Here is a 12,141-nt window from a genome sequence, read left to right as displayed (position 1 = left end):
GGTCGTGCTGATGCGTCGGGATTCGGACATAACGTCTCTGTGACGACCGGCACGGAAATGATATGTTCACGAGATGCACACCGAGAACGAACGCGCACTCGAGTCCGGGATCGTCACGGACCTCTCCGGTCGCATGACCTACGGCTCGTACCTCGCGCTCGACCAGCTCCTCACGGCACAGCACCCGGTGAGCGACCCGCAGCACCACGACGAGATGCTGTTCATCATCCAGCATCAGACGACGGAGCTCTGGCTGAAGCAACTGCTGCATGAGCTCAGCTCGGCGCGGGAGCTGCTTGCGGCCGACGACCTGCGCGACGCCCTCAAGCGCATCGCCAGGGTCAAGCGCATCCAGGACGTGATGACGCAGCAGTGGTCGGTGCTCGCGACACTGACCCCGACGGAGTACGCCCAGTTCCGTGGCGCGCTCGGCAACTCGTCCGGCTTCCAGTCGGTGCAGTACCGCGCCGTGGAGTTCGCGCTGGGCAACAAGAACGAGAAGATGCTGAGCGTCTTCCGCGACCACCCCGCGAACCTCGCGCTCCTCACCGCCGAGTGGGAGAAGCCCACGCTGTACGACGAGTTCCTCCGCTACGCCTCGCGCCGCGGCCTCCCCGTCCCGCGCGAGATCCTCGACCGGGACGTGCGGGAGCCGTACCGCGAGACCCCGGCCCTCGTGCCCGCCATCCGCGCGATCTACCAGGACCCGCGCACCCACTGGGACCTCTACGAGGCCTGCGAGGACCTCGTCGACCTCGAGGACAACTTCCAGTTCTGGCGCTTCCGTCACCTCAAGACCGTGTCCCGGACCATCGGGATGAAGGTCGGCACGGGTGGATCGAGCGGCGTCGGCTTCCTGCAGCGCGCCCTCGACCTGACGTTCTTCCCGGAGCTCTACACCGTCCGCACCGAGATCGGCTCCTGATGCTCGCGGCGACGTTCTTCGACGGCGAGCGCTGGCGCGACGGCGTCGTCGGGCTCGGCGCGGACGGGCGCCCCCAGCTCCGCGACGAGGCGCCCTCCCCCGGCACCCCAGCCCTGGTCGGACGCATCGTCGGCGGCTTCACCGACCACCACGTGCATCTGCAACTCGTCGACCACACGCTCCTCGCCTCGTCGCGCCTCGGGCGGGTGGTCGACCTCGGCGGCGACCCGTCGACCGTCGCGTCTATCGCCGTCCACAATGCAGGAGAACTGGCCGACGGAGGCGGCGCCGGCGCGGTTTCGCGCACGGTGGGGCCGGATTCTCCTGAGTTGCGAACCGTCCGGTACGCCGGCGCCTTCCTCACTTCGCCGGGTGGCTACCCCTCGGATCGGGCATGGGCTCCGGCCGGATCGGTGCGGGAGATCGCGGACCCCGCCGGGGCGGCGGCCGCCGTGGCGGAGATGGCGGCGTCGGGCGCGTCCTTCATCAAGGTCGCGAGCAACAGCACCGCCGGCCCGGTCTTCTCCGACGCCCTCTTCCGCGCGATCGTCGAGCTCGCCGTGGCGCACGGCCTCCCCGTCGTCGCCCATGCGGAGGGCACCGGCGAGGCGCAGCGCGTCGTCCGCCTCGGAGCGACGCAGCTCGCGCACGCCCCGTTCACCGAGCGTCTGGATGACGAGGAGATCGCGGAGCAGGCCGTCCGGGCCTCCTGGATCAGCACCCTCGCCATCCACGACCCCGCCGCGAGGGCCATCGCGATCGACAACGTCGCCCGCTTCCATGCCGCCGGCGGCACCGTCCGCTACGGCACCGACATGGGCAACGGCCCGACCCCCGTCGACCTGAACCCCGACGAGGTCCGTGCCCTCCGCACCGCCGGGCTCGACGACGAGACCCTCCTCCGCGCCCTCGCGCCGGTCGACCCGCTCGATCCCCGCTCTCTCCTGCTCCTGCTGCCACCGGGATCCGCCGATCCCCTGGCCGCCCGCCCCCTCACCGCCGCCGACCTGAAGGTGTGACATGACCGACCGCTCCGCCGACACCGCCCTCCTCGACGCCGCCCGCACCCTGGACGCCGCCGACCCGCTCGCCGCGCACCTCGACGCGTTCGTCGAGGCCCCGGGCGTCACCGCCTATCTGGACGGCAACTCGCTCGGCCGCCCGCTGCGCGACGTGCCGGAGAAGCTCGCCGCGTTCGTGCGCGAGGACTGGGGCACACGCCTCATCCGCTCCTGGGACGAACAGTGGATGGCCCTGCCGATGGAGCTCGGAGACCGCATCGGCGCCATCACCCTCGGCGCGGGGCCGGGGCAGACGGTCGTGTCGGACTCCACGAGCGTCCTGCTGTACAAGCTCATGCGGGGGGCCCTTCGACAGGCTCAGGGACCCAGGGGCGCGGCTCAGGGACCCGCGGGGCGGACGGAGCTCGTGATCGAGGAGGGGAACTTCCCCACCGACCGGTTCCTCGCCGAGGGCGTCGCGGCGGAGATGGGGGCCACGCTGCGCTGGATCACGCCCGATCCGGTACACGGCGTCACGGTCGACGACGTCGCCGCCGTGGTCTCCGAACGGACGGCGCTCGTCTCTCTCAGCCACGTCGACTACCGCTCCGGCGCCCTCGCCGACATGCCCGCCATCACCGCCGTCGCCCATGACGCGGGGGCGCTCATGCTGTGGGACCTCTGCCATTCGGCGGGTGTCGTGCCGATGCAGCTCGACGACTGGGGCGTCGACATGGCCGTCGGCTGCACCTACAAGTACCTCAACGGCGGCCCGGGATCGCCCGCGTTCGCCTACCTCCGCCACGACCTGCAGGGCCTGCTGCGGCAGCCGATCCAGGGCTGGTGGAGCGCAGCCGACATCTTCGCCATGGGCCCGGAGTACGTCCCTGCCGACGGCATCCGACAGCTCCTCAGCGGCACGCCGCCGGTGACCTCGATGCTCGCGATGCAGAGCATGATCGATCTCATCGAGCAGTCGGGGATCGACGGCGTGCGCGCGAAGTCGGAGTCGCTCACCGCGCTCGCGGTCCGGGCGTACGACGAGCTGCTCGCGCCGCTGGACGTCCGCCTGCTCAGCCCTCGCGACCCGGCGCGACGCGGCGGACACATCACGATCGGCCACCCCGACTTCCGGGAGGTCACCCGGAGGCTCTGGGCCGACGGCGTCATCCCCGACTTCCGCTTCCCGGACGGGATCCGGCTCGGGCTGTCGCCGCTGAGCACCTCGCACGCCGAGACCGTCGCCGGGGTGCTCGCGGTCAGGGATGCGTTGGAGTCCGGTGTCTCCTGACCCCGCGGCGCCGGTCGTGCTCGATGACATCGACGCCCGCCCCGGCAGCACCGCCTCGCTCCTGCGCACCCTGATCGGCCTGTATCTGCGCCCGCTCGGAGGCTGGATCTCGGCCGCCGATCTCGTGGCGCTGGCCGCCGACCTCGGCATCCCCGCCGCTCCCGCCCGGACGGGCATCGCCCGTCTCAAGCAGAAGGGCCTGCTCCTGCCGGAGCGCCGCGACGCCGTCGGCTACCGGCTGAGCCCGGCGGCCGTGCCGATGCTGGAGCGCGGCGACCGCCGGATCTTCCGGATGCAGGAGATGACCGACGACGATCCGTGGTGCCTCGTGTCGTTCTCGATCCCGGAGAGTGCGCGCAGCGTGCGTCATCAGCTGCGCCGGCGCCTGCAGTGGATCGGCGCCGGCGTCGTCTCCCCCGCCCTGTGGATCTGCCCCGGGCACCTCAGGGCGGAGGCGGAGCAGATCCTCGACGAGCTCGGTGCCCGCCGCTGGGCGACGCTGTTCGACGCGTCGGCCCCCGCCCCGGCCGGCACGCTGGCCGAGGCCGCGGCGGCGTGGTGGGACCTGGACGCGCTGCGCGGCGAGCACGAAGCCTTCCAGGCCTCGCTCACCGCGCTCCCCGATGCGCCGTTCCCCGCGTACGTGCACCTCATCGACCGCTGGCGGGTGCTGCCCTACACCGATCCGGGACTGCCCCCGGCGATGCTGCCGGCCGACTGGCCGGGCGGACGCAGCTTCGAGGCGTTCGCCCGGCTGTCGGCGGCGTGGGCGGCACCCGCCCTCGCGCATGTCCGCGCCGTGACGGCCTAGTCGGTCCGGGCGACCTCGCGCACGAATCCGGTCACGTGCTCCTGCAGCCGCAGGATCCGCATCTCGCGCGCGAGCTCGCGGTCGTACCCCGGATAGGCCAGCGGCGGGAGCTTGCGCACCGCCGCGTTGCAGCCGAACTCCGCGCACGCGAGCACACCGACCGTGTCGCCCTTGCGGCCGGCGGCCCCGGCGCGTCGGGCGACGTACAGCTGCACGTCGTTGCGGAGCGTCACGTCCTCGCACCACGAGCACTGGGCGCGGGCGAGCACGCGCTGCTCGGCGCGCTGCAGCACGACGCCCACGGGTTCGTCGTCGATCCACACGACGACATAGGCGCGCCGGGGCAGCTTCGGGTCGATCCAGCCGAGGTAGTCGAGCCGGTCGAAATCGGTCTCGGCGAAGCCGGGCGGCAGAGTGATGTCGGAGACCTCCTTGCGGGAGGCGTTGCAGAAGGAGGCGCGCAGGGCGCGCTCGTCGATGGGACGCATGAGGGGAAGAGCTTTCGGTGTGATCGCCGGAACGGCGAGACGGATCGGAGGATCACCCGGACGATGCCGGGGTACGACGCAGCACCGGGGACGGGGTTCCGCCTCCGGCCGGTCCTCAGCCTCTGCCTGCGGCGCTGAACGCGCCTGCAGCTCCGCTCCGCGCCCCGAGGGCACTCATCGACGACAGCACCCGGCGAGCCTACACCCGTTTGTTTCGTCGCGTGTCGGGAGCGCTGCGGGATCCCGACCTCGTCGACGTACTCTGGCCGGACGCCGATCCGAAGGAGTCCCCGTGTCCACGCCGCTGCACCGCCGTCCGCCCCTCGAGGTGCGTGAGCGTGCGACGTGCATGTGCAGGAACGGCGGCCGCTGCTCCTCGTCGGCCCCCGGCCACGCCCTGCACCTGATCCAGGAGCGTCTCGCCGCGGCGACCCCGGCGCGATGGGCGGACGCGTTCGTGATCGCGGCGGATCCGGTCGCCGGAGACCTCGTCGTCCGCACGCTCGACGGCACCACGCACACGCTGTGGAACGGCTCCGGCGCCGCGCTGGAGGCCACCATCGGCAGCCCGGTCGCCCTCCACCTCGACTACGCCGTGCTCGCCGTGGGACGCACCCGCTTCAACGTCGCCGTCGTGTGACGAGGGCCTGATCCCCTCGGGTCAGGCGCTCGCCATCATCATGTCGCGGACCGCCATGCACGCGTTCATGCAGGCCTGGCACGCCTGAGCGCAGAGGCGGCAGACGTCGCTGTGATCGGCATGCTGCATGCACTCGTCCATGCACATCTGGCACATCGCGATGCAGGCGTCCAGCATCGCCATCATCGTGGCCGGGGTCATCCCCTGCATGCGGAGCATCGATCGCATCATCGTGTGGCACATGTCCGCGCAGTTCATGCACGCGGGGGCGCAGTCCATCTCCTGCGTCGCGCACACCGTGCAGGCCTGCTCGCAGGCGGCACACGCGTCCATACACGCCTGGAGCACCGACATGTCCATCATCGCCATGTCCGGCATCGACTCCATGTTCTTGGACATGGCACCCATCATCATCGCGTCCATCGCACACCGCTCCCTTCGTCCAGGACGACGGGCAGGACACCCGCCTGGCGCCAGGCTAACCCCTGTGCGGGCGGGAGTCGATGGGGGCGGAACGCTGACACGCCCGTCGGTGAATGTCAATCCCGTGGACGGACCGCGACGCCGGTGCGACGCTCGAAGAGAAATCGATCCGTCCAGGAGAGGAGCCTCTTATGAGTGGCGCAGATGACATGAAGAATTCCGCTGAGAAGCTGGGTGGCAAGGTCAAGGAAGGCTTCGGCAAGCTCACCGACAACGAGAAGCTCGAGGCCGAAGGCCAGGCGGATCAGGTGAAGGCCGACGCGAAGCAGGCCGGCGAGAACGTGAAGGACGCCGCGGGCAAGGCCGGCGACAGCGTCAAGGACGCGTTCAACCGCTGATCCCCCACCCGCTGAACCCATGAAGAGGGGGAGGCTCGCCGATGGCGAGCCTCCCCCTCCGCACTCGGGTCAGACCTTGCGGCTGCCGGTGATCGCTCGGATCAGCCAGGCGATCACGGCGATGGCCAGGAGCACCAGACCGACCCACAGCAGGAACTGGAGCGACTGCACCAGTCCTCCGGTGATCGCGAGGATCACGGCGATGACGATGACGATGATCAGGAGGATGTTCATCGGTCTTTCCCTTCTCTGGGGGCGCGGGCGCCCGACTGCGGTGACCTCACGCTAGACCCGAACCACACCCTCTCTGGAGGGGGTTGACTTGGACCCTCCCGATGCGCGAAGGAGCAGAGCAATGCCAGGACGACGCAACAACTCGCTGAAGGATCCGGAGCTGTACGAAGAGCTCCGCGACGACGGGGCTTCGAAGGAGAAGGCCGCCCGCATCTCGAACGCGGCCGCACGAGACGGCCGCAGCTCGGTCGGCCGCCGCGGCGGGAAGCACGGGGACTACGAGGACTGGACCGTTCCCGAGCTGCGGAAGCGCGCGAAGGAGTTGGGTCTCACCGGCTACAGCGGCAAGCGCAAGGCCGAGCTCATCTCCGAACTGCGAAACCACTGACCCGGATGACGCGCTTCGGGATCGAGGAGGAGTTCCTTCTGCTCGATGAGGATTCGCTCGTCCCCGTCGCCCTCAGCGGTGACATCCTGGAGCGCATCGGCGATGACGTCACCGCCGGACGCGTGACCACCGAGTACCTGGCCTCGCAGGTCGAGGCCCTCACCGATCCGGTACGCACCGGCGCCGAGGCCGTCCAGCAGCTGACGGCGTTGCGCGCGGCCATCGGGAGGCAGGCCCGCGTCCGGCGCGCGATCGCGGCACCGACCGGCGCGCCGTTCACCACTCTCCGCTCGCCGCGCCTCTCGCCGTCGGCGCACTACGACGACGTCGCGCGACGGCTGGCGCACCTCACCCGCGAGCACGAGGTCAACGGCCTGCACGTGCACGTGGAGGTGCCGGACGAGGAGGAGCGGGTCCGCGCTCTGAATCGGCTTCGCGCGTGGCTGCCCCTGCTGCTCGCCCTCAGCACGAACAGCCCGTTCGGCAACGGTCTCGACACGGGTTTCGCGAGCTGGCGGAGCATGCTCATCCGCCGACTCCCCTCGTCGTGGTGTCCGCCCCGGTTCGCCGACGTCGACGACTACCGCACGCGCGTGGACCAGCTCCTCGACCTCGGGACCATCGGCGAGGCGACCTCCCTCTCCTGGGCGGTGCGCCTCTCCGAGCGCTACCCGACCGTGGAGGCGCGCGTCGCGGACACGCAGCTCACCGCGGAGGACGCCGTCCTCTCCGCGCTGCTGACCCGCGGAATCGCCCTGTCGTCTGGGCAGCGGATCGTCGCCGATGAGACGGAGACGATCGACGCGTCGATCTGGATGGCGTCCCGAGCCGGGATGACGGCCCGCCTCCTGGATCCGCTCACGGGCGAGATCGCCCCGGCCTGGACGGTGGCGGAGCACCTTCTCGACGACATCGGACCGGTGCTGGACGAGCTCGGCGATGCGGACGCGGTGCGGGCGGGCCTCGCCCGGATACGGGCCGACGGGACCGGCGCGGCACGGCAGCGGGCGGCGCACGCACGGGACGGGCTCCCCGCGCTCCGACGGCTCCTGCAGGAAGGTACCGGAACACCGGCTGACTGACCGGCCCTCGCGTCCGTCGCCCGGAGTAGGGTCGGCCTGTGTCATCCTTCGCCCCGCTCCAGCGGCTCGTCATCGCGATCGCCGTGCTGGCCTCGTTCGTCACGTTCCTCGACGGGACAGTGGTGAACGTCGCCCTTCCCGCCATCAGCGAGGAGCTCGGCGGCGGGATCACCACGCAGCAGTGGGTCGTCGACGCGTACCTCATCACCCTCAGCGCGCTGATCCTGCTCGCCGGCTCCCTGTCCGACGCCTACGGACGGGTGCTGGTGATGCGGATCGGCCTCATCGCCTTCGGCATCGCGTCCGTCGCGGTCGCCGCCGCGATCGACCCGCTCATGCTCATCGTGGCCCGCGGGGCGCAGGGGGCGGCCGGGGCCCTGCTCGTCCCCAGCTCCCTCGCGCTCATCACCGCGACCATGCGCGGCGACCTCCAGGCGAGGGCCATCGGCGTCTGGACCGCCTTCACCACGGCCGCTCAATTGGTCGGTCCGCTGCTCGGCGGGCTCTTCGTCGACTTCCTGTCCTGGCGCTTCGTCTTTCTCATCAACGTCCTCCCCATCGGGGTGACGCTGGTGCTGCTCGCCCGCCTGCATCTGCCGGAGCACCCGCGGGGCGTCCGCGTGGACTGGTGGAGCGGTGCACTGTGCGCGCTGGGGCTGGGCGCCATCGTCTTCGCCCTCATCGAGCAGCCGAACCTCGGGTGGGCCTCCCCCGCGATCTGGATCCCCGCCGTGGCCGGGGCCGCGCTCTTCGCCGTCTTCCTGTGGCGCCAGGGCCGCTCGGCCTCGCCGCTCATGCCGCTCTGGCTGTTCCGGGTGCGCGACTTCGGGTGGGGCAACCTCGCCACGCTGTTCGTGTACGCCGCGCTCTCCCTCAACGGCTTCGTCGTCGGCGTCTACCTCCAGCAGGGGGCGGGACTCAGCGCGACGGCGGCGGGGCTCGCGAGCCTGCCGATGACGATCCTCATGATCCTGCTGAGCTCCCGTGCCGGCGGGTGGGCGGGGCGCTGGGGCCCGCGCATCTTCATGACGGTCGGACCGCTGATCATGGCCGTCGGAGCGCTGATGCTGCTGACCGTGAACGCCGCCTTCGATTACTGGGCCCAGGTGCTCCCGGCCATGATCGTGATGGGCCTGGGCCTGTCGCTCACCGTCGCCCCGCTGACGGCCGCGATCCTCGGCGCCATCGACGAGAACCACTCCGGCATCGCCTCCGCCGTGAACAACGCCGTCTCCCGCGTCGCCGGTCTGCTCGTGGTCGCGATGCTGTCGACCATCGTCGGGGGCACCCTCGACCTCGACGGGTTCCACAACGCGGCCTGGGTGACGGCGGCGCTCCTCGTGCTCGGGGGCGTCGTGTCGTGGATCGGGATCCGCCGGAACCCCTCGGAGGCCGCGGCCCCGCCCGCCGACGCCCCCGCCCAGCCGACGCCTCAGCCGCGATGAGCCTCCCTCGTCCCCCGCGCGGTCGAAGCAGCGCACGCGTCTCCCTGGCGCCGACGGCCCTCGTCGCGGTCGGGATCCTCGCCCTCTCCGCCTGCACCGCTCCGTCCACTCTCCCCGCGGAGGGAACGGCGCCGTCGGCCGCTGTCGCGCTGCCTCCGACCGCCGCCCTCCCGGACTACCAGCTCGGCGGCGCCTACGACCCGCCCGAGGGTGTGGGGATCGTCGCCCGCGACCGCAGCGCGGAGCCCGCCGCCGGCCTCTATTCCGTCTGCTACGTCAACGGCTTCCAGACCCAGCCGGGCGAGCTGGACACCTGGCCCGACGACCTGCTCCTGCACGACGGCGACGAGGTGGTCGTCGATCCCGACTGGCCCGACGAGGCCCTCCTGGACACCGGCAGCGCGGCACAGCGGTCCCGCATCGCCGAGATCGTGATCCCGTGGATCGAGGGCTGTGCAGACTCCGGCTTCCAGGCGGTCGAGTTCGACAACCTCGACTCGTTCTCGCGCGCGGACGGCGCCCTGAGCCTGGACGACAACCTCGCCCTCGCGGAGCTCTTCGTCGACGCGGCGCACGGCGTCGGGCTCGCCGCCGGGCAGAAGAACGCGGCCGAACATGCGGACGCCCTGAAGGAGCGCGCGGGCTTCGACTTCGCCGTGACGGAGGAGTGCGCCGCCTACGCGGAGTGCGGCGCGTACACCGCGGTCTACGGGCCGCACGTGATCGACATCGAGTACACGGATCAGCTCCCTCGGCCGTTCGCGGAGCTGTGTGCCGACCCGGACACCCCGGCGTCGACAGTGCTCCGCGATCGCGACCTCGTCACTCCGGACGAGGAGGGGTACGTGTTCGCCGGGTGCCCGTGACGGCGGGCGCGCTTGCCTGCCGAGCGCCTCGGCGTCAAGTCCCTGGTGGTCTCCGCTCGCGCGGGTGAGGATGCGGGTGATCGATCCGATGGGAGCCCCTCCTCATGACCGTTTCCGCCCTCGACGCCGACACCGCCGTCGCCTTCTCGCCGCGCGGCCCCCTGTCGAGCGCCGTCGTCGGTGTCCTCACGGGTCGCGGTGACGACGCCGCCACCCTCCCCGACCTCGCCGCCGCAGCCGTCGCCGCGAGCGACGACGTGGTCAGGGACGACGACATCCAGCTCGCCCTGTTCGTCCTCTACGCGTCCTCCTACGGATCGCTTCCGCAGCTGGATGCGAGTCTCGAGTGGGATGCCGGGGTGGTCACGGCACGCCGTATCCTCGAGGACGCCTTCGAGGCCGCAGTGCGTGACACCGTGCCGGTGCCCGAGCTTCCCGAACCCACGGTCGACGCCGTGGGTCGCGCCCTGTTCGCCCTCGCTGCCGCGGACACCGGCCCCAGTCTGTCGCGCCACATCGCCAGGAAGGCCACCCGCGAGCAGGCCGAGGAGTCCCTGATCCTGCGATCGGTGTACACGCTGCGGGAGGCCGATCCGCACTCGTGGGCGATTCCGCGGCTGACCGGGCGCCCCAAGGCCGCGCTCGTGGAGATCCAGTCGGACGAGTACGGCGGCGGCCGCCCGCAGCGGGTGCATGCGGAGCTCTACGCCCGAGCCCTGCGCGCCGCAGGACTCGACGACACCTACGGCGCCTATGTCGACGACGCCCCGGCGATCACGCTCGCCTCGCACAACATGATGAGCCTGTTCGGACTCAACCGCCGGCTCGTCGGCGCGATCGTCGGTCATCTCGCCGCCTACGAGATGACCTCGTCCATCCCGTGCCGGTTCTACGCCGACGGCCTGCACCGGCTGGGGTTCGCCGACGAGGTCGCCGCGTACTTCGAGGAGCATGTGGAGGCCGACGCGGTGCACGAGCAGATCGCCGCCCGTGACCTCGCGGGCAGCCTCGCCGAGGACCGTCCGGAACTGCTGGCGGACATCCTGTTCGGCGCGGCCGCGTGCCTCACGGTCGACGGCTGGGCTGGAGCCCACACCCTCGACGCCTGGAGCGAAGGGCGCTCGGCACTGCGAGAGAGGACGACCGCATGAGCGGCCGGGACGAACCGGTCACGGTCACCGCGTACCCCGACGGCCCGCTGCTCGTGCGCGGCGAGATCGAGCTGCACGCGAGCGACGGCACGGTGATCGACCCGCGCCGACGCACCGTGGCCCTGTGCCGCTGCGGGCTCTCCGCGCTCAAGCCCTTCTGCGACGGCACGCACAAGGCGGCCGGCTTCCGCACCGAGGACTGAGCGGGGTCAACCCTCCGGCCAGTAGTGACTGTCGGGGACGGCACGCGCACCGAAGATCGCCTGCCCGACCCGCACGCACGTCGCCCCCTCCTCGACGGCGATCTCATAGTCTCCGGACATGCCCATCGAGAGGGCGCCGTCGCCGATGAGCTCGGGGGTCTCCTCGCGCGCCCTGTCCCGAAGAGTGCGCAGCAGCGCGAAGCACTCCCGCACCCGGGCGTCGTCCGGTGTGAGCAGCGCGAGCGTCATCAGCCCGCGGACACGGAGGGCACCGTAGGACGGCAGGGCCTTCAGGAAGCCCGGAAGCTCGTCGGGCGGCATCCCGAACTTCGAGTCCTCGGCCGAGGTGTTCACCTGCACGTACACGTCGAGGCTGCGCCCTGCGGCCTGCAGGCGCCGGTCCAGGGCTTCGGCGACCCGGAGCCGGTCGAGCGCCTGGAACTCCGCGGCGAACGAGGCGACGTCCCTGGCCTTGTTCGTCTGCAGATGGCCGATGACCACCCAGTCCACGTCGAGATCGGCCGTCTCCCGGTTCTTCCGCACGGCTTCCTGCACCTTGTTCTCCCCGAGGCGACGCAGCCCCGCGCCGATGGCCACCCGCACCCGCTCGGTCGGGACGGTCTTGCTCACCGGGAGCAGGTGCACCGCACCGGGTTCCCGTCCCGCACGCTCGGCGGCGGCGTCGATACGGGCGCGGACGGCGGCGAGGTTGGCACGGAAATCCGCGGCGGTGACGGCCGTCGGGTAGCGCGCGGCGCCGTCTCCGACAGGCTCAGACTTTGACATAGGTCAAAA

At 71.3% G+C, this 12,141-nt stretch carries 16 protein-coding genes; 12 read left to right on the top strand and 4 right to left on the bottom strand.

Features of this window, described 5'->3' with window-relative positions:
• Positions 1 to 73: 73 nt before the first annotated feature.
• The 4 genes from ACFU8V_RS13740 to ACFU8V_RS13725 are packed head-to-tail and all read left to right on the top strand — an operon-like array spanning position 74 to position 4,028.
• Positions 74 to 925, top strand: a complete 852-nt coding sequence (locus ACFU8V_RS13740) for a tryptophan 2,3-dioxygenase (protein WP_025102508.1) — start codon at positions 74 to 76, stop codon at positions 923 to 925.
• Positions 925 to 1,944: a hydrolase gene (locus tag ACFU8V_RS13735; RefSeq protein ID WP_378872117.1), complete on the top strand. Its 1,020-nt coding sequence runs from the start codon at positions 925 to 927 to the stop codon at positions 1,942 to 1,944. Before ACFU8V_RS13740 ends, ACFU8V_RS13735 begins: the two co-directional genes overlap by 1 nt.
• 1 nt (position 1,945) lies before the next feature.
• Positions 1,946 to 3,217: an aminotransferase class V-fold PLP-dependent enzyme gene (locus ACFU8V_RS13730; RefSeq protein ID WP_338566710.1), complete on the top strand. Its 1,272-nt coding sequence runs from the start codon at positions 1,946 to 1,948 to the stop codon at positions 3,215 to 3,217.
• Positions 3,207 to 4,028 carry a PaaX family transcriptional regulator C-terminal domain-containing protein gene (locus ACFU8V_RS13725; RefSeq protein ID WP_249521629.1) on the top strand — a complete coding sequence of 274 codons (822 nt, stop codon included), beginning with the start codon at positions 3,207 to 3,209 and terminating at the stop codon, positions 4,026 to 4,028. Before ACFU8V_RS13730 ends, ACFU8V_RS13725 begins: the two co-directional genes overlap by 11 nt.
• Here ACFU8V_RS13725 and ACFU8V_RS13720 read toward each other — a convergent pair.
• Positions 4,025 to 4,516: an FBP domain-containing protein gene (locus ACFU8V_RS13720; protein WP_025102512.1), complete on the bottom strand. Its 492-nt coding sequence runs from the start codon at positions 4,514 to 4,516 to the stop codon at positions 4,025 to 4,027. The two genes, ACFU8V_RS13725 and ACFU8V_RS13720, sit on opposite strands and share 4 nt — an antisense overlap.
• 292 nt (positions 4,517 to 4,808) lie before the next feature.
• Here ACFU8V_RS13720 and ACFU8V_RS13715 point away from each other — a divergent pair, with 292 nt between their 5' ends.
• Positions 4,809 to 5,156, top strand: coding sequence for a hypothetical protein (locus tag ACFU8V_RS13715; protein WP_217316524.1), 348 nt, complete (start codon positions 4,809 to 4,811; stop codon positions 5,154 to 5,156).
• A gap of 21 nt (positions 5,157 to 5,177) precedes the next feature.
• On the opposite strand, the gene ACFU8V_RS13710 is transcribed toward ACFU8V_RS13715, so the two are convergent.
• Positions 5,178 to 5,555, bottom strand: a complete 378-nt coding sequence (locus ACFU8V_RS13710; RefSeq protein WP_231729507.1) for a hypothetical protein — start codon at positions 5,553 to 5,555, stop codon at positions 5,178 to 5,180.
• 233 nt (positions 5,556 to 5,788) lie between these two features.
• Between ACFU8V_RS13710 and ACFU8V_RS13705 the strand changes: the two genes are divergently transcribed.
• Positions 5,789 to 5,977, top strand: coding sequence for a CsbD family protein (locus ACFU8V_RS13705; RefSeq protein ID WP_370670658.1), 189 nt, complete (start codon positions 5,789 to 5,791; stop codon positions 5,975 to 5,977).
• A 69-nt stretch (positions 5,978 to 6,046) separates the two neighbouring features.
• On the opposite strand, the gene ACFU8V_RS13700 is transcribed toward ACFU8V_RS13705, so the two are convergent.
• On the bottom strand, positions 6,047 to 6,211 hold the full coding sequence (locus ACFU8V_RS13700) for a hypothetical protein (RefSeq protein WP_164498167.1): 165 nt from the start codon (positions 6,209 to 6,211) through the stop codon (positions 6,047 to 6,049).
• A gap of 121 nt (positions 6,212 to 6,332) precedes the next feature.
• Here ACFU8V_RS13700 and ACFU8V_RS13695 point away from each other — a divergent pair, with 121 nt between their 5' ends.
• The 6 genes from ACFU8V_RS13695 (at position 6,333) to ACFU8V_RS13670 (ending at position 11,346) form a co-directional block, all read left to right on the top strand.
• On the top strand, positions 6,333 to 6,599 hold the full coding sequence (locus tag ACFU8V_RS13695; protein WP_025102516.1) for a Rho termination factor N-terminal domain-containing protein: 267 nt from the start codon (positions 6,333 to 6,335) through the stop codon (positions 6,597 to 6,599).
• 5 nt (positions 6,600 to 6,604) lie between these two features.
• Positions 6,605 to 7,681, top strand: coding sequence for a YbdK family carboxylate-amine ligase (locus ACFU8V_RS13690; RefSeq protein WP_378872111.1), 1,077 nt, complete (start codon positions 6,605 to 6,607; stop codon positions 7,679 to 7,681).
• 38 nt (positions 7,682 to 7,719) lie between these two features.
• Positions 7,720 to 9,126 (top strand): MFS transporter, encoded by a 1,407-nt coding sequence (locus tag ACFU8V_RS13685; protein WP_378872108.1) that lies wholly within the window; start codon positions 7,720 to 7,722, stop codon positions 9,124 to 9,126.
• A complete protein-coding gene (locus tag ACFU8V_RS13680; protein ID WP_378872105.1) occupies positions 9,123 to 9,992 on the top strand; it encodes an endo alpha-1,4 polygalactosaminidase in 870 nt (289 codons plus the stop codon). Before ACFU8V_RS13685 ends, ACFU8V_RS13680 begins: the two co-directional genes overlap by 4 nt.
• 104 nt (positions 9,993 to 10,096) lie before the next feature.
• The gene (locus ACFU8V_RS13675; RefSeq protein ID WP_378872102.1) at positions 10,097 to 11,143 is read left to right on the top strand and encodes an iron-containing redox enzyme family protein; all 1,047 of its coding nucleotides are present in this window, start codon (positions 10,097 to 10,099) and stop codon (positions 11,141 to 11,143) included.
• A complete protein-coding gene (locus tag ACFU8V_RS13670) occupies positions 11,140 to 11,346 on the top strand; it encodes a CDGSH iron-sulfur domain-containing protein (RefSeq protein ID WP_025102521.1) in 207 nt (68 codons plus the stop codon). The genes ACFU8V_RS13675 and ACFU8V_RS13670 overlap by 4 nt, the downstream gene beginning before the upstream one ends.
• Before the next feature lie 6 nt (positions 11,347 to 11,352).
• Here the strand turns inward: ACFU8V_RS13670 and ACFU8V_RS13665 are convergent, their stop codons facing one another.
• The gene (locus tag ACFU8V_RS13665) at positions 11,353 to 12,132 is read right to left on the bottom strand and encodes a YggS family pyridoxal phosphate-dependent enzyme (protein ID WP_025102522.1); all 780 of its coding nucleotides are present in this window, start codon (positions 12,130 to 12,132) and stop codon (positions 11,353 to 11,355) included.
• Positions 12,133 to 12,141: the final 9 nt, after the last annotated feature.

The sequence above is a fragment of the Microbacterium sp. NPDC057658 genome, from assembly GCF_042799975.1.
Classification (GTDB): domain Bacteria; phylum Actinomycetota; class Actinomycetes; order Actinomycetales; family Microbacteriaceae; genus Microbacterium.
This window is presented reverse-complemented; position numbering and strand designations above follow the sequence as displayed.